At 63.6% G+C, this 24455-nt stretch carries 23 protein-coding genes; 6 read left to right on the top strand and 17 right to left on the bottom strand.

Annotated elements, in window-relative coordinates; genetic code table 11:
* The 6 genes from OLW90_RS06775 to OLW90_RS06800 all read right to left on the bottom strand — a co-directional run bounded on the left by OLW90_RS06775 (position 1) and on the right by OLW90_RS06800 (position 6884).
* Complete coding sequence (locus tag OLW90_RS06775) at positions 1–1317, bottom strand: MATE family efflux transporter (protein WP_319649334.1); 1317 nt, start codon at positions 1315–1317, stop codon at positions 1–3.
* Complete coding sequence (locus tag OLW90_RS06780) at positions 1314–2279, bottom strand: DHH family phosphoesterase (protein ID WP_319649335.1); 966 nt, start codon at positions 2277–2279, stop codon at positions 1314–1316. The genes OLW90_RS06775 and OLW90_RS06780 overlap by 4 nt, the downstream gene beginning before the upstream one ends.
* A gap of 6 nt (positions 2280–2285) precedes the next feature.
* Positions 2286–2732: a 30S ribosome-binding factor RbfA gene (gene rbfA / locus OLW90_RS06785; RefSeq protein WP_319651845.1), complete on the bottom strand. Its 447-nt coding sequence runs from the start codon at positions 2730–2732 to the stop codon at positions 2286–2288.
* Positions 2733–2944: 212 nt separating this feature from the next.
* Positions 2945–5929, bottom strand: a complete 2985-nt coding sequence (gene infB, locus OLW90_RS06790; protein ID WP_319649336.1) for a translation initiation factor IF-2 — start codon at positions 5927–5929, stop codon at positions 2945–2947.
* Between the two features lie 118 nt (positions 5930–6047).
* Complete coding sequence (locus OLW90_RS06795; RefSeq protein WP_319649337.1) at positions 6048–6410, bottom strand: YlxR family protein; 363 nt, start codon at positions 6408–6410, stop codon at positions 6048–6050.
* 162 nt (positions 6411–6572) lie between these two features.
* Positions 6573–6884 (bottom strand): hypothetical protein, encoded by a 312-nt coding sequence (locus OLW90_RS06800; RefSeq protein WP_319649338.1) that lies wholly within the window; start codon positions 6882–6884, stop codon positions 6573–6575.
* Between the two features lie 259 nt (positions 6885–7143).
* On the opposite strand from OLW90_RS06800, the gene OLW90_RS06805 reads away from it, so the two are divergent.
* Together OLW90_RS06805 and OLW90_RS06810 are read left to right on the top strand one after the other, a co-directional pair.
* Positions 7144–7596 (top strand): hypothetical protein, encoded by a 453-nt coding sequence (locus OLW90_RS06805; protein ID WP_319649339.1) that lies wholly within the window; start codon positions 7144–7146, stop codon positions 7594–7596.
* Positions 7593–8036, top strand: coding sequence for a hypothetical protein (locus OLW90_RS06810; protein WP_319649340.1), 444 nt, complete (start codon positions 7593–7595; stop codon positions 8034–8036). Before OLW90_RS06805 ends, OLW90_RS06810 begins: the two co-directional genes overlap by 4 nt.
* Before the next feature lie 104 nt (positions 8037–8140).
* Here the strand turns inward: OLW90_RS06810 and nusA are convergent, their stop codons facing one another.
* Entirely contained in the window at positions 8141–9139 is a 999-nt protein-coding gene (gene nusA / locus OLW90_RS06815; RefSeq protein ID WP_319649342.1) for a transcription termination factor NusA, read from the bottom strand.
* Positions 9136–9684, bottom strand: coding sequence for a ribosome maturation factor RimP (gene rimP / locus OLW90_RS06820; protein ID WP_319649343.1), 549 nt, complete (start codon positions 9682–9684; stop codon positions 9136–9138). The genes nusA and rimP overlap by 4 nt, the downstream gene beginning before the upstream one ends.
* Before the next feature lie 38 nt (positions 9685–9722).
* Between rimP and OLW90_RS06825 the strand changes: the two genes are divergently transcribed.
* A complete protein-coding gene (locus OLW90_RS06825; protein ID WP_319649344.1) occupies positions 9723–10541 on the top strand; it encodes a hypothetical protein in 819 nt (272 codons plus the stop codon).
* Positions 10542–10596: 55 nt separating this feature from the next.
* Here the strand turns inward: OLW90_RS06825 and OLW90_RS06830 are convergent, their stop codons facing one another.
* Positions 10597–12354, bottom strand: a complete 1758-nt coding sequence (locus OLW90_RS06830; protein ID WP_319649345.1) for a proline--tRNA ligase — start codon at positions 12352–12354, stop codon at positions 10597–10599.
* 32 nt (positions 12355–12386) lie between these two features.
* Between OLW90_RS06830 and yaaA the strand changes: the two genes are divergently transcribed.
* Positions 12387–13118 (top strand): peroxide stress protein YaaA, encoded by a 732-nt coding sequence (gene yaaA, locus OLW90_RS06835; protein ID WP_319649346.1) that lies wholly within the window; start codon positions 12387–12389, stop codon positions 13116–13118.
* A 1-nt stretch (position 13119) separates the two neighbouring features.
* Here the strand turns inward: yaaA and OLW90_RS06840 are convergent, their stop codons facing one another.
* The 8 genes from OLW90_RS06840 to mqo all read right to left on the bottom strand — a co-directional run bounded on the left by OLW90_RS06840 (position 13120) and on the right by mqo (position 21749).
* Positions 13120–14331, bottom strand: a complete 1212-nt coding sequence (locus OLW90_RS06840; protein ID WP_319649347.1) for a hypothetical protein — start codon at positions 14329–14331, stop codon at positions 13120–13122.
* Positions 14331–15422 carry a hypothetical protein gene (locus tag OLW90_RS06845; protein WP_319649348.1) on the bottom strand — a complete coding sequence of 364 codons (1092 nt, stop codon included), beginning with the start codon at positions 15420–15422 and terminating at the stop codon, positions 14331–14333. Before OLW90_RS06845 ends, OLW90_RS06840 begins: the two co-directional genes overlap by 1 nt.
* 145 nt (positions 15423–15567) lie before the next feature.
* Entirely contained in the window at positions 15568–16233 is a 666-nt protein-coding gene (locus OLW90_RS06850) for an ABC transporter permease (protein WP_319649349.1), read from the bottom strand.
* 112 nt (positions 16234–16345) lie between these two features.
* A complete protein-coding gene (locus tag OLW90_RS06855) occupies positions 16346–17251 on the bottom strand; it encodes an ABC transporter ATP-binding protein (protein ID WP_319649350.1) in 906 nt (301 codons plus the stop codon).
* Between the two features lie 61 nt (positions 17252–17312).
* The gene (locus tag OLW90_RS06860) at positions 17313–17933 is read right to left on the bottom strand and encodes a response regulator (protein ID WP_413464506.1); all 621 of its coding nucleotides are present in this window, start codon (positions 17931–17933) and stop codon (positions 17313–17315) included.
* Positions 17934–17992: 59 nt separating this feature from the next.
* Positions 17993–18802, bottom strand: a complete 810-nt coding sequence (locus OLW90_RS06865) for a sensor histidine kinase (RefSeq protein WP_319649353.1) — start codon at positions 18800–18802, stop codon at positions 17993–17995.
* A 363-nt stretch (positions 18803–19165) separates the two neighbouring features.
* Positions 19166–19936 carry a uroporphyrinogen-III C-methyltransferase gene (gene cobA, locus OLW90_RS06870; RefSeq protein WP_319649354.1) on the bottom strand — a complete coding sequence of 257 codons (771 nt, stop codon included), beginning with the start codon at positions 19934–19936 and terminating at the stop codon, positions 19166–19168.
* A 325-nt stretch (positions 19937–20261) separates the two neighbouring features.
* The gene (gene mqo / locus OLW90_RS06875) at positions 20262–21749 is read right to left on the bottom strand and encodes a malate dehydrogenase (quinone) (RefSeq protein WP_319649355.1); all 1488 of its coding nucleotides are present in this window, start codon (positions 21747–21749) and stop codon (positions 20262–20264) included.
* A 261-nt stretch (positions 21750–22010) separates the two neighbouring features.
* Here mqo and OLW90_RS06880 point away from each other — a divergent pair, with 261 nt between their 5' ends.
* Together OLW90_RS06880 and mtr are read left to right on the top strand one after the other, a co-directional pair.
* The gene (locus tag OLW90_RS06880) at positions 22011–23036 is read left to right on the top strand and encodes an alpha/beta hydrolase (RefSeq protein ID WP_319649356.1); all 1026 of its coding nucleotides are present in this window, start codon (positions 22011–22013) and stop codon (positions 23034–23036) included.
* A gap of 28 nt (positions 23037–23064) precedes the next feature.
* A complete protein-coding gene (gene mtr / locus OLW90_RS06885) occupies positions 23065–24450 on the top strand; it encodes a mycothione reductase (protein WP_319649357.1) in 1386 nt (461 codons plus the stop codon).
* The last annotated feature ends 5 nt before the right edge of the window (positions 24451–24455 follow it).

Here is a 24455-nt window from a genome sequence, read left to right on the forward strand (position 1 = left end):
TCACACCGCCCACTTCATCGAGCGGAACCGCCACACCACCGCCACCAGGCGCAACCCGATGAATGCCAGCAGGCCGCACCACACGCCCATGAGGCCGCCGTCGAAGGCATAGGCCAGCCACACGCCGGGCAGGAAGCCGCAGAGCACGGATACCACCGTGGCGTTGCGCAGGAAGGCGGCGTCGGCGGCCCCCAGCAGCACACCGTCGAGGGCAAAGAGCACCCCACCCATCACGATCATGGCGATCATCAGCCACCACGGGCCGCCCACCTCCCTCAGCACCGCCTCGTCCGAGCTAAACAACCGGGGAATGACCCCCGCCCCGGCCGCAAAGCACGCGGCGAGCGCGCAGGAAAAGATCACGGAGTAGCGCGTAATGGCCACTCCCACCGCGCGCGCCTGCCGCACCGTGCCCTTGCCCAGGGCCGCGCCGGTTAAGGTCTGGGCCGCAATGGCCAGGGAGTCCAGCACCAGGGCCAGGAAGTTCCACAGTTGCAGCATGATCTGGTGTGCGGCCAGAGCCGCCACCCCAAAGCGCCCCGCCACCCCGGCCGCGGATAAAAAGGCCACCTGGAAAGAAGCAGAGCGCACAATGAGATCCCGCCCCAGCACCAATTGCTTACGGATCACGCTCCACTGCGGCCGCCACGGGCCTCGGTGTTCCCGAATCAACGCTCCCAAAAATAGCAGGGCCGCAATGCTCACCCCCACCAGGTTAGCCACGGCCGAGCCCACCAGCCCCATGCGCGCCACCAGTAGCGGCACCAGGATCGCGCCGGGAATCACCCCGGCCAGGGTGAAGTATAGGGGGCGGCGGGTATCCTGCACCCCGCGCAACCAGCCATTACCGGCCATGATGATGAGGGTGAGCGGAATACCCAGCGCCGCCACACGCATCCACGCGGCGGCCTCCTGGGCCACCTCCGCGTTGCCGCCCAGCCACCCCGCAAACAGGGGTGCCCCGGCGATGACCGCCAGGGCCAACGCCACACCAACGCCCAGCGCCACCCAGGTGGCCTGCACTCCCTCGGCCACCGCCGCTGCTCTCCTGCCCTGGCCAAAAAGCCGGGAGGAGCGCGCGGTGGTGCCGTAGGAAAGAAAGGTCAGTTGGGTGGTCACCTGGGATTGAATGGTCGCCCCCACCGCCAGGGCCGCCTGCTCCAAACCACCCAGACGCCCCACCACGGCGGTATCCAGCAAAAGGTACAGCGGGGTGGCGGCCAGCACGCCCAGGGCGGGCAGCGCCAGGCCAAAAATATCCCGCGCCGTGACCTTGGCGGAAGCCTCCGCAACGTCCTGCCGCTGCGCGCCGCTCATGCGGCCTCGTTCTGCTCGCGCAGCACGGCGATCAGGGCATCGATCACCTCTTGGCGCTCCCCCACGGCGGTATAACCCGCCGCCGGCCGGTGTCCCCCACCGCCCAGGGCCACCGCAATCTGGGAGACGTCGATCGTCTCTGAGCGCAGGGATACCGCCCACGTTCCCGGAGAGGTGGCCTTGAACACCACCCCTAATTGGCAACCCTGAATGGAGTGAACAAAGTCCACCAGGGACTCCACCGCCGAGGCGGAGTGCCCCACCACATCCCTGTGCTCCGCCACCAGGAGGGCCAGGGAAAGGCCATCAATGTTGAGCACGTCGATCCCCGCGAGCACCGTACCCACCATCTTCAAATCGTGGGCGGAGACGTGATCGAGGAGATCGGCGGCGATCTGCCGGGCGTTTACGCCTCGGCTCATCAGGGTCGCCGCAACGGTGTGCATGCGGTTGCTGCCCCAACGGAAACTACCGGTATCCGTGACCAGGCCCGCGTACAGGCTGTGCGCGATCTGTGGGGTGAGTTCCACCCCCATGAGGTGAAAGAGATCGTAGAGGATCATAGTGGTGGACTCCGCCTCCACCGCGATGTGATTGAGCGCCCCAAAGCCGGGGTTAGAGGCGTGGTGATCCAGCACGATCACCCGCTCCCTGCGCTCGTGCACCTGCGCGCTCAGCAGTCCGGTGCGATCTAGGGAACCACAATCCACCGCCACGTACACGTCCGCCTCGGGCAGCTTATCGCCACGCAAGACTTCCGACGCCCCGGGAATGGTGTAAAGGTTTTCCGCAAAGCGCTGTTCCTGCCCGATGATTCCCTGGGCCGCTATTCCCCGCCGCCGCAGGGCCGCCACCAGTGCGGTTACGGAGCCAATCGCGTCCGCGTCCGGGCGCAGGTGGCCGATCACCACCGCGCTGCGCGCGGTTTTCAGCCACGCGGCTACCTGCTCTAACTCTGCCACTGGCGTTTAGCGCCCTTCCTCAGCGTCGCTCGTCTTATAGGGATTGGCCTCCCCCGCCGGGGTGGCGTTGGCCTTGAGCCGGGCCAATTCCTCGTCCCGGGCCTTGGCCCGCGCCAGCACCTCTTCCATGTGCGCGGAGGTCTCCGGAACGGTGTCCAGAGCAAAGCTCAGAGTGGGGGTAAAGCGCACTCCCAGTTCATCGCCCACGATCTTGCGCAGCTGGCCCCGGATGCGCTCCAGGGTCTCGGCGGCGGCCTCCTCGTCCGGGGCCTGCCCGATGTTCTCCCCGCGCACGGTGTAGTACACGGTGGCGTCGTGCAGATCGCCGGTGACGCGGGCGTCGGTAATGGTAATCAGCTCCACCCGAGGGGCCTTAATCTGGCGCTCCAATGCGGTGGCAACGATGGTTTGGATGCGCTTGGCCATCCGCCCGGCACGTGCCTGATCGGCCATCATGTTCCCCTTTCGATTGCTCTTTTGATTCCTCTTTCGCGCAGTCTCGTGCGTTCTCATGCAGTCTCCTGCGATCTCGCACCGCTGCACAGTCAATTCCACGGCATTGTACCCCGTGCGGCAAGGTAAAAGCAGTAGGCCCGCCGTGGGCACGGAGCTCACGGCGGGCCTACTTTGGGTAGTATTCCTACGCGGTGTTCAAGCGTCGCGCGCTATGCCTCGCGCGGCACCTCCACCATCTCGTAGACCTGGATCTGATCGCCCACCGCGATGTCCGGGTACGAGAGCACCATACCGCACTCGTAACCAGCAGACACCTCGGTGGCGTCGTCCTTGCCACGACGCAGCGAGTCGATGGTGGCGTTCTCGGTGACCACGTTGCCGTCGCGCACCAGGCGCACCTTGGCGTTGCGGCGCACCTTGCCGGACTCCACCATGCAGCCCGCGATGAGGCCCACGGCAGATGCCTTGAAGATCTGACGGATCTCCGCGGAACCAACCTCGCGCTCCTCGTAGATGGGCTTGAGCATGCCCTTGAGCGCGGACTCCACCTCGTCGATGGCCTGGTAGATCACCGTGTAGTAACGGATGTCCACGCCCTCGGCGTTGGCCTCCTCCGTGGCCTTGCCCTCGGAACGCACGTTGAACGCAATGATGATGGCGTCCGACGCCGCCGCCAGGGTCACGTTCGTCTGCGTCACCGCGCCCACGCCGCGATCGATGATGTTGAGCTGAACCTCATCATCCACCTCGATCTTGAGCAGGGCGTCCTCCAGGGCCTCCACCGAACCGGCGTTATCGCCCTTGAGGATGAGGTTAAGGGTGGAGTGCTCCTTGAGCACCTCATCCAGATCCTCCAGGGAGACGCGCTTGCGGTTGCGGGCCGCCTCCGCGCTGCGGCGGCGGGCATCGCGCTGGTTGGCAATCTGCCGCGCCACGCGATCGTCCTCCACCACCAGCAGGTTATCGCCCGCACCGGGCACGCCGTTGAGGCCCTGCACCTGCACCGGGCGGGAGGGCCCGGCCTCCTCGACGTCCTGGCCGTACTCGTCCACCATGCGGCGCACGCGACCATAGGTATCGCCCACCACAATGGAATCGCCCACGCGGAGGGTACCGCGCTGCACGATCACGGAGGCCACCGGGCCACGTCCGCGATCCAGGTGCGCCTCGATGGAGGTACCCTGCGCGTCCATCTCCGGGTTTGCCCGCAGATCCAGGGCAGCATCGGCCGTGAGCAGCACCGCTTCCAACAGGGACTCGATGTTCTGGCCCTGCTTGGCGGAGATGTCCACGAACATGGTGTCACCACCATATTCCTCGGGCACCAGACCGTACTCCGTGAGCTGGCCGCGGATCTTATCCGGCTGCGCCTCCGGCTTATCAATCTTGTTCACCGCAACCACGATCGGCACGTCAGCCGCCTTGGCGTGGTTGATGGCCTCCACCGTCTGCGGCATCACGCCGTCATCGGCGGCCACCACCAGAATGGCGATGTCCGTGGACTTCGCACCACGCGCACGCATGGCGGTAAAGGCCTCGTGACCAGGGGTATCAATGAAGGTGATGGTGCGATCGCCGCCCTCGGCCTCCACATTGACCTGGTAGGCACCGATACCCTGCGTAATGCCACCGGCCTCGCGGCCGCCCACATTCGCGTTACGGATGGTGTCCAACAGACGGGTCTTACCGTGGTCCACGTGACCCATCACGGTGACCACCGGAGGACGCTGCGCGAGGTCCTCCTCGCCGCCCTCGTCCTCACCGAACTGAAGGTCAAAGGACTCCAGCAGCTCGCGGTCCTCGTCCTCGGGGGAAACCACCTCGACGGCGTAGTTCATCTCCTCGCCCAGCAGCTTCAGCGTCTCCTCGGAGACGGAAGCCGTGGCGGTGACCATCTCACCCAGGTTGAACAGGGCCTGCACCAGCGAGGAGGCATCGGTGCCGATCTTCTCCGCGAAATCGGACAGCGAGGCACCGCGACGCAGGCGCAGCTTCTTGCCGCCACCATCGGGCAGGTGCACGCCACCGATCACGTTCGGGGCCTTCATTGCCTCGAACTCATTGCGCTTCTGCCGCTTGGACTTGCGCCCCTTGCGCGGAGCGCCACCCGGACGCCCAAAGGCACCCGCCGTGCCGCCACGACGCCCGCCGCGACCACCACGGAAACCGCCACCGGCGGGCCCGCTGCCACGGTTGTTGCCGCCGCGACCACCGCGACCGCGATTGGCCGAGGTAGCGGGCATCTGATTCGGGTTCGGGTGCGCCGGCATCATCGCCGGCGTGGGGGCCTTGCCCGAGCCACCCGGACGCGGGGAACCACCGGGGCGCTTGCCCTGCTGGCCGGGGCGCGGAGCGCCGCCGCGATTACCGCCGGTGCCACCGGGACGCGGTGCCGGACGATCGCTACCGCCCGTGGAGAACGGGTTATTGGCCACGCGCGGGGCGCGACCACCCGGCTTGGGGCCGGGCTTAGGCATGGAACGCGGGGTGGGGCGGTCGCCCCCGCCCTGCTTGGCGCGCTGCTGGCCGGGCTTGGGCATGTCCTGCCCACCCTGGCCCGGCTTGGGAGCGGGCTTCCCCTGCTTGGCAGCGTTGGCTGGGTTTGCGGCGGGGCCCGGCTTCGGGCCAGGCTTAGCGCCAGGTCGGGGAACACCCTGGCCTGCCGCAGGGTTCTGCGCGCTGCGCGCGCTCTGGAATGTCGGGCCGGGCTTGGCTGCACCGGCGGCACCGGTACCCGGCTTGGGGGCGGCGGGCTTCTTATCCGCCTTGTTCGCGGCTGCTTTATTGGCACCCACGCTTGCGGCGGGGCCCGGCTTCGGGCCGGGCTTGGTCACGCCAGCACCGGGCTTCGGCGCGCCTGCTTGAGCGGCCGGGCCGGGCTTAGCGGTACCAGCCGCACCGGGCTTGGGGGCGGCGGGCTTCTTATCCGCCTTGTTCGCGGCTGCGGCGGGGCCCGGCTTCGGACCGGGCTTAGCGCCAGCACCGGGCTTCGGCGCGGCCGCATTACCGGCAGCCTTTTCTCCCTCGCCGGAGGACGCCTCATAATGCGCACGCATCTTCTTCACCACCGGGGGTTCGATGGTGGAAGAGGCAGTCTTAACGAACTCACCCTGCTCCTTGAGCGTGGCGAGCAGTTCCTTACTGGTAATACCGAGTTGCTTGGCCAGCTCGTGTACACGTAGCTTTCCGGGCACTTCTCTCCTTAGCGTTGTGCTAGGAACCGAGAAGTACCCGTAAAAGTCTTTTTAAGGATACTTCCAGTCCCTAGTCCTGGTTCTTGACGTTCATCGCTGATGCTTCATCGTGTGCTCATCAGTGTTCGGTCTTCTTTCCTTGTATCCGTTCCGTTCCCCGAACCGTGGAGGTGCCCGGCATCGCCAGACGGCCCTCCAGGTAGGCATGAACTTCACTCGTGTCCGTGTCCACGGGCACCTTCAGCGCGCGCTGGATTGCGCGGCGCTTTTGCGCAAGCTCCAACGCCTCAAGGTCTGGGATAATCCACGCCCCGCGCCCAGGGAGAACACACTGCGGATCGGGAACGATCCTCCGGTTTCCCTGTGGGGCTATCACCATGCGCAGAAGATCAGTATGGGGGCGGCGCTGCCGAGTGGCAACGCAGGTGCGGATTGGCTTTGCTTGCGACAACCTGCCCCATGCCTCCTTATAATCTGCCATGACGAACCAGACCCTGTGACGACCAGGGCCGCAGTACAGTGTACGCGACGAGGCCCGGAAGTTGTAGTTAGGTACTCCCCCGCTTATCGACGCCCCCGCACAGCACGATTCCCCGCGCACAGGCTGGCAATAACCGCGCGCGGGGAATCGGTAGAACTACTTTTACTTAACGACGGCGTCCTGCTTCACCCAGAAGCGGCCCTGATCGTCCTTGTACACGGTATCGCCAGCCTCGGCGGTCTCGTGCTCATTGACCTTCAGGCTGCGCAGATCGCGGGTCTCATACTCCGGCTGCACAAACTCACCACCGGCGAACCAGTTTTCAAAGGCGGCCACGGAGGTGGAGGAGCCAGAGAACAGGTGCTCCTCATAGCCAGGGTGCGGCTCGCTCACGGCGGAGGCCACGGCGGTGGAGCCGAGGGCCAGAACGGAGGCAGCGGCTGCGGCAACGCCGCGACGCAAAGACTTAGACATAACGAATTCTCCTTCACGATTGTGGCGGAACACTAACAATTTTCCACCGTAAGGCACGCGGGGAGGCTCGTCAATGGGTGGAGCCACAGCCTCAGCAATCCGCTACACGATGAAAATGGAGTTGCATGCTAACAGTGGTCAGTCCTTGACCGGCCAAACAGGATAACGGAGTGCATCGACACGGGGCGAGCCCGTATCCCCAGGATAATGACCTGCAAAACACCCCCACGCTTCATCAACCGTGCCCTATCATCTCTCTATGGGCCTCAATCCAAATCCTAAGCACCGCAATCTTGCCGATATGTCCACCCCACCACCCACATTCATCTACACTCCGCAGGAAGCCGATACCACCGTGACCACACCCATCGACCTTTCCGATGGGTGTGAACTATCCATGCGAGAGTCCTACTTCCAAGGACGCATCATCGACTTCTCCCTCAACGAACACATCAACCATCATCACCCCCGTTACCCTTACGTCCAAAACCATGACGTTGCCAGGATCGACTGCTGTCACTCTGAAGTCCACAGGCATCAGTTCTATGCCAACGGCGACGAGGATCCCAAGTACTACGTCATCCGTTCCCTCAAGAATTCCCCCGACCAGCAAAGCGCAGAAAAGATCATCGACGAGTGCTACGATCACTGCTACGCCCTGATCATGTCAAACTGGGAAGCATACCTCGAAAGGTGGGATTCGTGGTCATGATTAAACGCTCCATGGAGCGCAAACTTCGCACAAAGTTACGCCTCCTCACAGCCCGTAGGCTCACCCTAGAACTGCGCAATCCTACCTACCGCACCCATCTGGAAGAAGACGGCTGGACCCCCGGCAGCGCCATCATTCCCTGTGAATGGGATACCCCTTTCCACGAAGTTCTCACAACCGTCCATCGCCGTAAGGAAGCCGGTGAGACGAGCTTCCTCATACCCGTGTTGATTCATGCCCAAGGCGAGATGAAGATTCAGGTTCTCCTGGCCACCGGCAGCCCCACAGATACATTCTGGGAGGTCAACGCCGATGAGATTCATCCTGATGTACCTATGAAAGACGTAGCCGATGTGCTACGCCGGGATCGAGATTGGTCTACTGAGCTACTCAGCCTGGAAGGGATCGCCGGGGCTGCGGAGTTACTTGATCTCTGTTAAGTAGATAATAACTTCGCAGCCGCTGATCTATTCCCGGGAGAGGGATTTTTGCGGGATCGCAGACCCCCGAGGCCACTTCTATTCCCACAGGTCAAACGGCAGATCTACTCCGCGTCCGAGTGGATGTCGATCTTCCAGCCGGTCAGGCGCGCCGCCAGGCGGGCGTTCTGCCCCTCCTTGCCAATGGCCAGGGAGAGCTGATAGTCCGGCACCACCACGCGCGCGGCCTGCTCCTCGGCATTGGTGATCTCCACGCGCACCACCTTGGAGGGGGAAAGCGCGTTGGCCACGAACTTCTTGGGGTCCTTGGAGTAATCAATGATGTCGATCTTCTCCCCGCCCAGGGCCTCCATGATGTTGCGCACGCGCTGGCCGCGCGGCCCGATGCAGGCGCCCTTGGCGTTGAGTCCCTTGGAGCGGGCCTTCACGGCCACCTTGGAGCGGTGTCCGGCCTCGCGGGCAATGCCCACGATCTCCACGGAGCCCTCTACGATCTCAGGCACCTCCAGCTCAAAGAGGCCGCGCACCAGTTCCGGGTGGGTGCGCGAGAGGTTGATCTGGAGGCGCTGGCCGCCGCGATTCACGCCCACCACATAGGCCTTCACGCGATCGCCGTGGCTGAGTTTTTCGCCCGGGAGCTGCTCGGCGGGCAGCAGGATTCCGTCCTGGTGCTCTATTTCCGTGCCCAGTTCCACTACCACGATGCCCTTTTGGTTGGCGTAGGCGTCGCGCTGCACCACGCCGGAGACGACCTTGCCTTGGAGTTCCTGGTAGTTGTCATAGGCCACGCCCGTCTCGGCCTCGCGCAGGCGCTTGATCAGGGCGGTGCGCACGGCGGGGGCGGCCACTCCGGCGAAGCCCTCGGGGGTGTCGTCGTACTCGGAGGAGACGGCGCCATCCTCCTCGTACTCGGTCACAATCACGCTGACCGCGCCGGTGATGGAGTCAATATCCACGCGGGCGCGCTCGGTCTCGGTGGGTTCGGTGCCCCGGTAGCCGCGATAGGCAAAAAGCAGAGCCTTGGCGACGGTCTGGAGGAGGTCATCGACGGGAATGCCTCGGTCGTTCTCGATCGCCTGAAGCGCGCCCAGATCAATATTCACTTGTGCTCCTCCTGCCACCGCGTGGCTTCTTCGTATGTGAGGCCGGTGAGCGCAATCTGCTCCTCCGGCGGCTTTGCGAACTCAATTTGTACCACTGCGGTGAGTTCCTGATCCAATCGCAGGGCCTCCAACCCCACGCTCTTGCCCTTGCCGCGCACGAGGATCACGGCGGATTCGTCGTCCGCCAGCGCCCCAATGCGCCCGGTCATGGGCTTATCCTCCCCGGCGAGAGTGACGGATACCAGGCGATGCCGGTTGCGTCGCCAGCGCCGGGGGGCGCTCAGCGGGGTATCCACGCCGGGCGTGCTCACCTCCAGCGTGTAGCCGGGGCCAAAGCTGCACTCGCCTGCGGCCTCGGCGGCGTCGAAAAGCCCCGATAGTTCGTTGGAGATCGCCTCAAGGGTGTCCGAGTCCGCGTCCACCATGATGGCTACCAGGGATTTCTTGCCGGCGCGGTTGATGCGCACCCCCTCGATGGGATGGCCGTGGGCCTCCACCACGGGGCGGGCGAGGGCGGTAATTTCTTCCGAAGTGGGGAATGGCATGAGCCAAGCCTAGCGCGGAGCCGGTATGGTCAATGCACGTGTCTGTTTCCCGCGCCAGCCTCGCTCTTGCCCTCAGCCTCGCCGCCGCACCACTGCTCAGCGGCTGCGAGGTGGATCGCTTCTTTGGCCCTCGGCCCAACGCCGCGGTGAGCGAGTTAGCCGCCGGGGCCCGCGCGGACGCGGATCGGCTTTCCATCGACGATCCCCACCTCGCCGCGCTGCGGGAGGAACAGGCCCGGACTTTCGACGCCGAGGTCGCCCGGCTCTGCGGCACGCAGGAGGACGGCAGCACCCCGGCCTCCTGCACCACCGACCAGGCGGAGCAAACCGAACCCCTAGAACACACCGGCCTAGAACAAATCCTGTTGAGCTTTGCTTCCCTCCCGGAGGAGTCGCGCCCCCTGGCCGCCCAGCAGGCGATCATTCTGGCTGAGGCCACCGACACCACCGACGTTGCCGAGGCCGCCGAAAAGGCCGACCTCACCGCCAGCCCCACGGCCGCCGACGCCGCCCGCGAGGTGCTGCGCCGGGAGCACGCCCTGGCCTACGGGGTGGGGGTGGCCAAGGCCTTTGGCGCGAGCGACCTTGCCGATCTCACCTCCGCGATCAACGAGCGCATCGCGGCCCTGACCACCGCGCTCGAACCCACCGGGGACGTCCCCGTGGCCGAAGCCGGATACCTCATCACCGGGGTTCCCTCCCCCACAGACGCCGCCTCCGCCCAGGAGTTCGTCTCCGCCGCCATCAATCAGGCTGCGGATTCCTGGGAGGCCGCCGCGGCCGCCGCCCCCAGCGATGAAGCCGGGTGGCTGGAACTCGCGGTGACCGGAGCCGCCCACGCGGGGCGCTTCCGCTAATCCCGAGCTCCACCCCGCCCCGGAGCCTAAAGAGGCCCAGGAAAGGCTCAGCCACTCAGCCGCGCACCCATTCCAGGAGGGTCTGCGCGGCCTCCTCAGCCGGTACCTCCACGGATTCCCCGCCGCGCACGCGCAGTTCGATCTTGCCCTCGGCGTAACCCCGGCCCAGGATCGCGGCAAAGGGCATACCCAGCAGTTCGGCGTCCTTGAACTTCACGCCGGGGCGCACCTTGGGGCGATCATCAAAGAGCACCTCGATTCCCGCCCGGGAGAGTTCCTCCGCCAGGGCACCAGCGGCCTCCACGGCGGCGGTATCCTTGTTCGCTGCCACCACGTGCACCTGGTAGGGGGCCACCGCCACCGGCCAGCGCAGGCCCTTGTCATCGTGCATCTGCTCGGCCAGCACCGCCATCACGCGGGAAACGCCAATGCCATAGGAGCCCATCGTGGGCACGGAGCGCTTGCCGTTCACGTCCAGGATCTGCACGTCAAAGGCCTCGGTGTACTTGCGCCCCAGTTGGAAGATGTGGCCGATCTCGATGCCGCGCTCCAGGGTCAGGGTGCCCTGGCCCTCCGGGGCGGGGTCGCCCTCCTTGATCTGGGCGGCCTCCACGTATCCGTCCGGGGTGAAGTCGCGCCCGCACACCAGGTTCACCACGTGGCGGTTCTTCTCATCGGCCCCGGTGACCCAGCGGGTACCGCGCACCACGCGGGGATCGGCCAGCACGGTGATCCCGTTGGCCGCCAGGCCGCGCGGGCCGATGTACCCCTTGACCAGGAAGGGATTGTTCTTAAAGTCCGCCTCCTCCGCCAGGGCCACCTCGGCGGGCTCAAAGGAGGCCTCCAGACGCTTCATGTCCGCCTCGCGGTCGCCCGGAATGAGGATTCCCATCAATTCCGCCTCCTCGGCTCCCGGCTGGGTGACCTTGACCATGAGGCACTTGAGGGTATCGCTGAGCTGCACCGGGCGGTCGTCGATAGTCAGCCCCTCGGCGCGTGCCCAGTCCAGCAGGGTCTCCATCGTGGGGGCGTCCGGGGTTTCGTAGGTGCGGGCCTCCGGCTGCCCCTCGATCTCGCGCTCCTGGCCAGGCTGGGTCACCACGGCCTCCACGTTGGCGGCGTAATCGCCCTGCGTGGCGCGCACAAAGGTGTCCTCGCCGTTGGGGGAAATGGCCAGGAACTCCTCGGAGGCCGAGCCACCCATCGCCCCGGAGGTGGCCGCGCAGATCACGTATTCCAGACCCAGGCGATCAAACACGCGCTGGTACGCGCCGCGATGGCGCTGGTAGGACTCCGCCAGCCCGGCATCGTCCATGTCGAAGGAATAGGAATCCTTCATCACAAACTCCCGGCCACGCAGGATACCGGCGCGGGGGCGCTCCTCATCTCGGTACTTGGTCTGCACCTGGTAGAGGGTGACGGGGAAGTCCTTGTACGAGGAATAGAGGTCCTTGACCGCCGTGGTAAACATCTCCTCATGCGTGGGGCCAAGCAGCATATCTGCCCCCTTGCGGTCCTTGAGCCGCAGCAGGGAGGAGCCATACTCCGTCCAGCGTTGAGAAGTCTCGTAGGGCTCGCGCGGCAGCAGCGCGGGGAAGAGCAGTTCCTGCGCGCCGATGCCGTCCATCTCCTCGCGCACCACGGTTTCGATCTTGCGCAGGGTGCGCAGGCCCAGCGGGAGCCAGGAGTAAATACCGGGGGCGACGCGGCGAATGTATCCGGCGCGAACGAGCAGCTTATGGCTGGGCACCTCGGCGTCGGCGGGGTCCTCACGCAGAGTGCGCAAAAAGAGCGTGGACAAGCGAGTAATCATGACCTCAGACTCTACCCGTTAGGCTAGAGCACATGTTGATCGTCCTACCCCCATCGGAGACCAAGGCCCACGGGGGCGATGGCGCACCGTTGAACTGGGATTCCCTTTCCTTTGCCTCCCTCGCCGCCCAGCGGCGCAGCATCGCCGCCGACCTCGCCGGATTACCCGTGGACGAGGCGCTGGGAATCCTCGGAATCTCGGAGAAACTGCGCCCCGAGGCCGAGGAAAACACTCGCCTGTTCTCCGGGCCCACCATGCCCGCCATCGAGCGCTACACGGGGGTGCTTTACGACGCCCTCGATGCCCCCTCCCTCCCGCCCGCCGCACGCGAGCGCCTGGCGGTGGGCTCCGCGCTTTTCGGGGTGGTGCGCGCCGGGGACATGATCCCTCACTACCGCCTCTCCGCCGGCACCAAACTCCCCGACGCCGACGGCAACCTCCCCACCATGAAGTCCCGCTGGGGCAAGACCATCACCCGGGCCCTCAGCGAGGTGGACGGGCTGGTGATCGACCTGCGCTCCGGCGGCTACCAGCAACTAGGCCCCTGCCCCGGCGCGCTTACCGTGCGCGTGGAATCCGTGCGCGAGGATGGCAGCCGCAAGGTAGTCAGCCACTTTAATAAGCACTACAAGGGGGAATTGGCCCGCGTGCTGGCGCTTAGCGACGCCGCGCCTACCGACGCCGCCTCAGTGGCCGAGGTGGCGCGGGAAGCGGGCATGACGGTGGAGGAAAACTCTCCCACCCAACTCACCCTGGTGGTGTGAGTTATTCAGTTACTTCTTCCGCGAGGAGGTTATCCAGAGCCTCACCATAGGCCTGGGCCGTCTCCTCCACCAAGCCACCCACATACTCGGCAGTCTCCACGGCGTTATTCACCACCGTGTCCACCTGAATGGGATCCTCGGAAAGAAGGTTCACGGCATCTGCGGTTTGCAGGGTCACCTCACCCACACCGGCGGACCAATTGGCCTGGGCCACGTCACCAGCCTCCTCCAGCGTCTGCGGCGCTGGCTCCTCGATTTCCCCGGGGAAGTTCTCCTCCCACCACTGCTCCTGGTAGGTCACCTCCTCATCCAAGGTTCGCATGGGGGTGTGCGGCTGGGTGGATTCCGGCAACGCAAAGTGCTCGTTTACCTGCCCATCAGGAATGTCGTAGGCCTCCTCCAGGGCGGCGTCGATAGGCTGAGCACGGACGAACAACCCCAGCCCGGCGGTAGAGGAAACACCCAGGGCTTCCCCGGTGACGGGGTCAAAGTTCACCCCGCCGGAATCGCCCGGTAGCGCCAGCCCCACGTACCACAGGCCGTTACGCGTGCGCAGGTACTGCACCCCGCAGGTGCGGCCCGTGGTCTGGCCGTCCTTGCAGATGAGCTGGCCAAAGTTATCAAAGGAGACCTCCCCCTCCACAAGAGTGCGGTAATCGCGCACCCCCGTGAGCACCACTGGGTCCCCGTGGCGGCGGCCATACTGATCCACCGAGTCCGCCACTCGCGTCATCTCCACCCCCTCGACCAATTCCGCCGTGGCCCAGTCCTGGGGATCATTCTTTATCGGATCCCAGTTATCCGGATCGAAGAATTCCCGCTGCGTACCGTCATAATCAAACTCTTCCCCATGATCGCGAGTACCGATCACCTTGCGCCCCTCCTCCAGGGGAATGTACACCTCCGGGGCCAGATCAACCTCGTCTCCGGTTTCCCCATACAAGCAGTGCGCCGCGCTCACCATCACGTTTTTCTGGGAGCCATCGGGCAGGGTCACCGTGCCGGACACGCCCTGGGAGCACGAAGCGGGCGAGGCGATCTCCAGGGGAATCTCGACGGGGACCTCATCAAAGTTCTCTACCTTGGTCCGCATGGGTGCGCCCGGCGCGACCTCGGCAGCGGTGGCCGACGCAGCGGTGGTAACGGGCGCGACCATGCCAGTGGCAATTCCCACCAGACACACCGCCACAGAGCCATAACGAATACGCGACATTACTCTTCCTCTTTTCCTTCTTCTGCCAGAAGATTCTCAAAGGCCGAGCCATAGGCCTGGGCCGTCTCCTCCACCAAGCCACCCACATACTCGGCAGTCTCCACGGCGTTATTCACCACCGTGTCCACCTGAGTGGGGTCCTCGGAAAGACGGTTCATGGTGTCCTGGGTTTGAATCCGCGCCTCGCCCACTCCAGCCTCCAGATTGCTCCAAGCCTGATCATGCGCGTCCTCCAAGGTCAGAGGTTCTTCCGGTGCAAACATGTCCTCGGGAATGTTCTGTTCTACCCATTCACGGGTCTGCTCCGTATCCTCTTCCAGGGTGTACGTCGGGGAGTGCTCCTGCGTAGATTCCGGCAAAGTAAAGCGCTCATTGACCTGCCCATCGGGAATACCACAGGCCTGTTCCAAGGCCACGTCGATAGGCTGAGCACGGCCCCCGAGCCCAAAGAAACCCATCGAAGTAACGCCCAGTGCTTCGCCCGTAACGGGATCAAAGTTCACGCCACCGGAATCACCTGATAGGGAGAGATTCGTGTGCCAGATACCATTACTCGTGCGCATGAGTTGAATCCCGCAAGTACGCCCAGAGGTTTGCCCGTCCTTGCAGATGGGTTGGCCAAAGTCATCAAAGTCCACCTCCCACTGCCCAAGATCGCGGTAGTCACGCACCCCGGTGAGCACCACGGGTTCACCGTGCCTGCGCCCGTATTGATCCACGGAATCAGCCACGCGGCTCATTTCTACGTCATGAGCCACTTCAGCGGTAGACCAGTCCGGCCCATCAAACTGCCGGATCACCGCGTCTACTCCCCCTCCCTCCGAGACCGGGTACACCTTATCTCCGTGCTCGCGCTGGGCAATGAGCTTCCGGCCATCGGGCAGCGGGGCATACACCTCGGGATACGTTTCTTCCGCTTCTCCTGCAATACCGTAGAGACAGTGCCCAGCGCTCACCAACACATTCTTCTGGGAACCATCTTCAAGCGTTACTGTCCCCGGTATTCCCTGGGAGCATGAAGCCGTGGTGGCGATTTCCAGGGGAACCTCCCCGATCTCCTCCTGAATACTGTCAAGGCCATCCGTGGCCATGCGCATAGGCGCCCCCGGAGCTACCTCGGCAGCGTTAGCCTGAACCGCAAGTACAATGGTTGAGCAAGCCACAGAGGCTACGAGAGCCAAGCGAGTCATCCTTTTCATAGTTATTCTTCCTTTCCGAGAGTGTGAATGAGGAGTATTAGTTCACCGCACGGCGATTGATCGCCCTGGCCGCAAGAGCCAACAGCAGAGCCACGGTGACCACCAAAATCAGCATGGCACCCAGATGCCCGTTCTGCGCCGCCGCAAAAGCCGAGTCATCGCCCAGCGTCATCGCCTGCACATTCGCCAGCGGCAGAATACGCGCCAGGAACTGCCCCCAGGAGGGATCAAAGCCCAGCAGGGCGGTCTCCACCAAGAACGTATCCACCATCAAAATCATGGCCGCGTACACGCCTCGCCCCAGCGCATAGGTAAGCAAAACCGCCAGCACCGTGAAAATCACCCAGGTGCCGTACACGGAAGCCACCCCCAGCAAGGTGTCTTTTTCCCAAAGGTTGCCCAGGTCAAGCCGGTATCCCAGCGCCGCCAGGATCAAGGTACCCAACACCGCGCCCACGGTGGCAGCGAGGGCAAAAGCCACCACCAACAAAACCATGCGCGCCACTACAAGCAATACCCTGCGATTGGTGGAAAGGTAGAGCCACCCGATACTGCCCTTGGCCAACTCCGCACCACCGATCATGGCTCCACCGAAGATCATGACGATGAGTGCAAGTTGATGAGGAACCCCCAGAATATCGCTCAGACCTATCGTGTGTTCCTTGCCCATCGCTAACGCCATGAGCACGTCCGTCAGCGTCATACCCAAAGCGATGATAGTGAGGTATATCCACGTAGCCCGCAAGGAAAAAAGGGCGCGAGACTGGCTAAGAAAAAGTGACATTGCGGTATGTACTCCTTTACGGATTAAGGGGCTAGGCCGCCCGGTATTCGGCGGAATCAGCGGTGGCAGCCAAGAATGCTTCTTCCAGGGAGGGGGTGCGGCGCTGGAGGCCCGACACCGTGAGGTCGAGCGCCCGGCACATCGCTCCGACCTCCACCGGGTCCTCCACACCAAAGACGTTCAATTGGTTCTCTGGGCCGCGTTCCACCCGGATTCCGTTGCTGGTCAGGGCGTCCTCCAACTCATCGGGGCGATCCACCCGCACCTCCACGAGTGATTCCCCGCTGGTGCCCACGAACTCCGCCACGGTGCCCTCGCGCACCATTTGGCCACGCCCGATCACCACCAGGCGATCTGCCGTCAGCGACATCTCGGAGAGCAAATGAGAGGACACCAGCACGGAACGCCCCTCGGCAGCCAATTCCCGAATACGATCGCGCATCCAATGCACGCCCTCGGGGTCGAGGCCATTGACGGGTTCGTCGAGAAGCAAATGCTTCGGATCACCCAGCAGCGCACAGGCCAGGCCAAAGCGCTGCTTCATGCCCAGGGAATATCCGCCCACCTTTTTCTGCGCCACGTTGATGATTCCCACGCGCTCTAGCACGTCGTCCACGCGGCTCATGGGGACGTTTTGCAGCGCCGCCATCATGCCCAGGTGCGCGCGGGCGCTGCGGCCGGGGTGGAACCAGGTGGCGTCGAGCAGCGTGCCCACGACCTTGGCCGGGTGGGTAAGTTTGCGGAACTCCGTGCCGTCAAAGATGGCGGTGCCGGCGGTGGGACGCTCTAGCCCCACGGCCATGCGCATGGTGGTGGACTTTCCCGCGCCATTGGGCCCGAGAAACCCGGTGACGAGCCCATCGGGAACGGTGAACGAGAGATCGTCCACGGCCCTTTTATTCTTATACGTTTTGGTCAGATTCTTTACTTCGAGCATGTACCCCATCGTGCTGCACCCACGTTCTCAGCACATCGCCCCCAGGGGTGAAAAAACCAGATCAGCCGTGGGGATGATTGAGCAATTCCTCCGGGGTCACCACCCCACGCCGGTACGCAAAAAGCACCGCCTGCACCCGATCCCTGGAACAGGTTTTCATCAGGATATGCCGAACATGCGTTTTCACCGTGGCCATAGAGACAAACTCATGCTCCGCGATCTCCTGATTATTCAGCCCCAGGGCCATCAGGCGCAGCACGTGCGTTTCCCGTTGGGTCAGTTCCTCCACCGTACTCACCGTGGCGCTTATCGACGCCCCAGAGGTCACCGCAGCTACATCGCGCAGGATATTCGCGGTCACCTTGGGCGCTAAAATCGCCTCCCCGGAATGAACCACCCGCACGGCGCGCAACAATTCCTCCGGCTGGGCGTCCTTGAGCAGGAACCCGCTGGCCCCCGCGTCAATGGCCCCACGCACGAACTCGTGATCGTCAAAGGTGGTGAGCATGATGACCTTGGTGGATGGTTGTTCCCGCAGCAGGTTTTCCGTGGCGGTAATGCCATCCACCCTGGCCATTTGCACGTCCATGAGCACCACGTCCACGGGCTCTTGGCCTGGGACCTGGTCACCGTCATTAACGTCCCAGCAGACCTCCATGTCCTCCTGGGAGTTCACCAGCATGGCAAAACCCGTGCGCACCAGGGGTTGATCGTCCACCAGGCCCACCGTGATCTTCTCACTCACCACGTCACCCTTGCTTCCACTAGGAACTCGCCGTCTTTCCTTTTCACATCCAGGGTGCCACCTTGGGCGCGCACACGCTCCCCCATACCGATGAGGCCATAACCGCTCTCACCTTTATTCTCCTGCATAGGATTACGCGAATGAATTACCACCGCACGGTTTTCTATTTTCACCGTGAGACCGCCCGTAGCGGTACTGGAATACTTCAACATATTGGTCAGCAACTCTTGCACGGTGCGATAAATGATGAACTGCGTAAGCACAGGAAGATCCTCGGGAATATCTTTTAGCCCCATCACCGTGAGTTCCAAACCATTACGGCGAGCCTCCCTCACCAGCGTAGAAAGATCCGCCACACCGGGAGCCGACCTCGTATCGCGTTGTCCGTCCTCCCGCAGTACAGAAAGCAAACCTCGCATCTGAGTTAAGGCTTCCCGGGAAGTCTCCGCGATGGTTTCTAGAGTTTTCACCGCTACCTTTGGTTCCTTGGCCGCGCTATAGCGCGCACCATCGGCCAAAGCGATCACCCCGGAGAGACTGTGTGCCACAATATCGTGCATCTCCCGCGCGATACGAGTGCGCTCCAAGGTGCCCGCAAGGGCAGCCTTCTCTTGAAGGATCTGCCGCTGCACTTTCACGGTTCTCTTGTTGCTTCCGGAAATCCAGAAAAATAAAATGAACACATCCACCAACACAAACGCCCCCATAATGTGCTCTGCGATAATCCGAACACTCCCCCACCAAGCATCTCCCCCATCCAGCTCAACGAGGCTGCGGAGTATCCCACAACCATAATGATCAACCACATTTTTGGAGAAATCTTTTGAGATCTCTCCCCAGCCAGGTAGGCCATGTAGAAAATCACCGCATAACCGAACGATATGGCAGAATACTCATAATATACCCAGTACAGAACAAAAGATATGAGGGTAGCCACTCCTAAAAATAAATCTGGCGACCTGGGCACTATCAATAACACTACCCCTAGCGCAACGATCATGACCGAAGTAGAAACCCTCGCATCGACGAGGCTCAGATAGGAAAATACCGTCCACGCACTGAGAGCTATGACTCACCACAGATTCCCCACCCAGCTGACATCAGGCCACGCTATCCACTTCAGTAATCCCATAACCTCCTCACCGTAGCGCGTTGATCCCATCGCGGCCTCAACCCCAGGGTTGATCTATCCCCAACCCGGCCACCTCACCAATCACATATACCGCAGGAGACTGCACCTGATTATTGCGCATCGTCTCCTCTAGTTCCCCCAGCGTGCAACGGAACACTTGTTCTCGCTCCGTGCTCCCCTCCTGCACGATGGCGCAGGGCGTGGTGGGGGCCAGGGTGGCGTCGATAAGCGCTTCCGCGATAGCACCCGCCTGCCGCACCCCCATGATCACCACGATGGTACCGCCGCTGCGGGCCAGGGCAGACCAATCCACCCGGGAGCGCGGGTGCCCCGGCGGAAGATGCCCGGAGACCACATGAAAAGAATGAACGAGTCCGCGCTGCGTAAGCGGTATGCCCGCCAACTCCGGCACCGCCACCGCCGAGGTCACTCCGGGAATGACCTCGCAATCAATCCCGTGACGCAGGCAATGCTCGTATTCCTCGAAGCCACGGCCAAACACATAGGGATCGCCGCCCTTGAGGCGAGCCACCACCGCCCCGGCGTGAGCGTGCTCCACCAACAGATCGTTGATTTTTTCCTGAGCGGTCTGCTTTCCGTAGGGCAATTTGGAGACGTCAATGATCGTCTTGGCGGAGGTATCGCAGAGTTTGTCCAGTTCCGCCGTGGGGCCGAGGTGATCGGTGAGGATGACCTCGGCGCTTTGCAGGGCCCGCATGCCTCGCACGGTGATGAGGTCCCAGGCACCCGGGCCACCGCCCACCAGGTACACGTGGCCGGGGGTGGATTGCTGGTGCGCTGCGGTCATGGGCACTGAGTGTACCCCGCGCGGGGCGGCGATCCGGGATTTTTCACCACCTCCCTGGGGTTGTGTGGCTGGTGTGGTTCTCACCCATCACACAGTGGCAGGAAAAGGTACTTTCTTTGCGCTGTGGTTCCGGTGTTCGTCCCACCAGTCACACACCGGCAAGGAAAAGTACCACCTCGCCGCTAAGTAACACCACGGATTCACTTCCGTCACACACCGGCGGGAAAACAACACCGCCCGAACACTTCACCCACACAAAACCGCCGCCCCTCTCACCTCGTGAGAAGGAGCGGCGGCGCTGGCACGCACCAAGCGGCTAAAGAACCTAGTCCTCCAGTTGCAGGGTGCGCTGGGTGCTCTCCCACGCCTCGGCAAACATGTCCGGCTCACCGGCCAACTTGTGCCCGTAGGAGGGGATCATCTCGATGAGCTTGTCGCCCCAGTCGATCATGCGCTCACCAAAGCAGCGCTCCAGCAGTTCCACCATCGCCGCCGGGGCGATGGAGGCTCCCGGGGAGGCACCGAGCAGACCGGCGATGGAGCCGTCGGTGTCATTGACCAGGGCGGTGCCAAACTCCAGGGAGCCGAAGCGCGGGGCGGCCGTCGGCTGAATCACCTGCACGCGCTGCCCGGCGATCACGGTCTCCCAGTCCTTACCCTCGGCCAGGGGCATGTACTCGCGCAGGGTATCCACGCGGCTATCAAAGTTCTTCAGCACCTCGGTGACCAGGTACTTGGTCAGGCCGAACTCCTGCACGGCCACGCCCAGGTAGGAAGGGATGTTATCCGGGCGGATGGACTTGAACAGATCCAGGTAGGAGCCCTTCTTGAGGAACTTGGGCGTCCACCCGGCGAAGGGGCCAAAGAGCAGGCCGCGCTTGCCGTCGATCACGCGAGTGTCCAGGTGTGGCACGGACATCGGCGGGGCGCCCACGCGGGCCTTGCCGTACACCTTGGCCTGGTGCTGTTCGATTAGTTCCTCGTTGGTGCAGCGCAGCCACATGCCGGAGATCGGGAAGCCTGCGATGCCGCGCACGTCGGCCACGCCGGCCTTGCGCAGGAGATCCAGCGCGTAACCGCCCGCGCCCACGAACACAAAGTTCGCCCGCACCACGGAGAGGTCACCCGTGTGCACGTTCTTGACGGTAATGCGCCACTTCTTGCCCTCGCGTTTGAGGCCCTTGACCTCGTGGCCGTAGCGGAACTGCGTCCCGGCGCGCTGCCCGGCCTCGAAGAACTGGCGGGTCAGGGAGCCGTAGTTGATGTCCGTTCCGGCGTCCGTCCAGGAGATCGCCACGTCCTCGGAGTAGTCGCGCCCGGCGGCCATGAGGGGCAGTTTCTCTGCGAACTCATCGCGGTTATCGGTGAACTTCATGTCCGGGAAGAGGGTGTGCTTGGACAGCACCTCGTAGCGGCGTCGCAAGTAGCCCACCTGGTCCTCGCCCTGGGCCAGGGATACGTGGGGGACGGGGTTAATGAAGTCCCTCGGGGAGGGCAGCACGCCGCTGGTGACCTGGTGGGCCCAGAACTGGCGGGATACCTGGAACTTCTCGTTGATCGCCACGGCCTTGGTGACGTCGATCTTGCCGTTCTTCTCCGGCGTGTAGTTCAGTTCGCACAGCGCGGAGTGGCCGGTACCGGCGTTATTCCAGGGGGAAGAGGATTCCATTGCGGCACCGTCGAGGCGCTCGAACACCATCTGCGTCCATGTGGGCTCCAGCTCTCGCAGCATGGCCCCCAGGGTGGCGCTCATGATCCCCGCGCCGATGAGTGCGACATCCACCTCGTCGCTGATCTTTGCATTCTCAGACACTTGCTCTTTACCTCTTTTTCTTTGCGCTGGCGGCTGCCTCGCTTGACTCCTGCAACCCCGCGACACCGCTATCTGCTCAACACGGGCCGCAGTCAGTGACCTACACCTTACGCCCCCGGGGAGGAAAGTCCCGCACTATGGCACGCCTTTTCTTTCCCAATCGGGTGTTCTGCCACGCCACGGCTACCGGATGGTACCCCCGCCACCTCCCCCGCCACGGGGGATAGAACGGAGAGATGGAACTGTCTACACTGGCTCGACATGGATCACATCGCCGACGAAGAGCTGCATTGGGATAAGGACATACTGGGAGAGGGCTTTTCCGCCGCGACGCTGAGCCTGGGGCGCGACCCCGATGGAGAGGGTGAGGCGGTGGCCACCCTCGTGCGTGCCGACGCCCCCACGGCCCCCGCTCCCGAGGGCAAGGCAGCGAAAAAACCCGCCGTGTTGTGGATTCACGGCATGACGGATTATTTCTTTCACAAGCACGTGGCGGAGCGCTTCACCGCGCAGGGCTACGCCTTTTACGCCCTCGACCTGCGCAAGTGCGGGCGCTCCCACCGCGAGGGCCAGCACTGGCATTACACCAGCGATCTGCGCCACTACTACCCCGAACTCACCGCGGCGGCCCGGTTCCTCAGCGCGCAGCACGGCGGCGTGATCCCCCTGGCGCACTCCACCGGCGGTCTGGTTACCGTGCTCTGGCTGGATCACCTGCGTAGCACCGACCCCACATTATTAAGGAGCGTTCCCGCGGCGATTCTCAATAGCCCCTGGCTGGATATGCCCTTCCCCAAGGCCGTGGTGGCCGCAACCAAGGCGCTCACCAGCACCATCGGCAAGGTGCGCCCCTTGCTCTCCCTCCCCCAAAAGGAAATCAGCGCCTACGGGCAGTCCCTACACCGCAGCATGGGCGGGGAATGGGACTATGACACCACGTTCAAGCCCCTGGGCGGGCACCGAAAATACTATGGGTGGATCGAGGCGATCTTTGCCGGGCAGGCCGCCGCGTGTTCCCAACGAAGGCTACCCATGCCCCTGCTCACCCTGTGCTCCGCCAAGTCCTGGCTGGGACACGAGTACTCGGCGGCCTCCGATAGCGCCGATACCGTCTTGGACGTGGAGCAGATTCAGCGCCTGGCTCCGGCCCTGGCGGAGGATTCCACGGTGATTCCCCTGGATTCCGCCCGCCATGATGTGTTCCTCTCCACCCCGATGGTGCGCGAGGAGGCCTTTGAGGTGACCCTCTCGTGGCTAGATGAGTCTCTCAACCAGGCCCGGAAATAATCCCCACCCCCAGGAGGTTATAACCCACATGAGTTCCCCCACCAAGCATTATGATCTCATCGTCATCGGCTCGGGTTCCGGCAATACCCTGCCGCCCGAGTTCGACGATCTCTCCATCGCCCTCGTGGAGGAGGCCCGCTTTGGCGGCACCTGCCTCAACGTAGGCTGTATTCCCACCAAGATGTACGTCTACGCGGCCGACGTAGCCCTGGAAACCCGCCAGGCCGCCCGGCTCGGCATAGACGCGCAGGTTAATTCCGTGGACTGGCCCAGCATCGTCTCCCGCGTGTTTGACAAGCGCATTGATCGCTTTGCCAAGGCCGGGGAGGAATACCGGCGCGGCCCCCGCACCCCCAACATCGACGTCTACGATCAGCACGCCGTGTTCGTGGGCGAGCGTACCCTGCGCACCGGACAGGGTGATCAGGAGGCCATCATCTCCGCCGATAACGTGGTGCTGGCGGCGGGTTCGCGCCCCATGATCCCGGACGCGATCGCGGAATCCGGGGTGGAATACCAGACCAATGAGACGATCATGCGGCTGCCCGAGCAGCCGGAATCCCTCATCATCGTGGGCGGCGGGTACATCGCCATGGAGTTCGCCCACGTGTTTGAGGCCCTGGGTACCAAGGTGACCATTGTGAATCGCTCCGATTCCCTGCTGCGCCACCTGGATAAGGAAATCAGCCAAAAGTTCACCGCGCTGGCCGCCGAGCGCTACGACGTCCGCTTCAACGCCGAGATCACGGAACTCACTCAGGCCGAGGGCACCATCACCGCCACGCTCAGCGACGGCTCCACCGCCCAGGCCACGCACCTGCTGGTGGCCACCGGCCGCGTGCCCAACGGCGATCGCCTCGATGCCCAGGCGGGCAACGTCTCCGTGACCAAGGGCAGCGTGGATGTGGACGAGTACGGCCGCTCCACCACCGCCCCCGGCGTGTGGGCGCTGGGCGACGTCTCCTCCCCCTACCTGCTCAAGCACGTGGCCAACGCGGAGGCCCGCGCCATCTGGCACAACCTGCGCCACCCGGAGGATCTGCGCCCGCTGCCGCACAAGCACGTTCCGGCGGCGGTGTTCACCCACCCGCAGATCGCCACCGTGGGGCTCACGGAGGAACAGGCCCGCGAGACGGGTGCCGAGGTCACCGTTAAGGTACAAGAATACGGCCACGTGGCTTATGGCTGGGCGATGGAGGACACCACCGGCCTGGTGAAGCTCATCGCGGATCGCTCCACCGGAAAACTCCTGGGCGCGCACCTGATGGGCCCCCAGGCCTCCACCCTGATCCAGCAGCTCATCACGCTCATGGCCTTTGATATTGACGTTCGTGAGGCGGCGCGCGGGCAATACTGGATTCACCCCGCGCTGCCCGAGGTGGTGGAAAACGCCCTGCTGGGGCTGGAGTTCTAGGCGGC

Source organism: Corynebacterium sp. 21KM1197 (assembly GCF_033783015.1).
In the GTDB taxonomy this organism is placed as follows: Bacteria; Actinomycetota; Actinomycetes; order Mycobacteriales; family Mycobacteriaceae; genus Corynebacterium.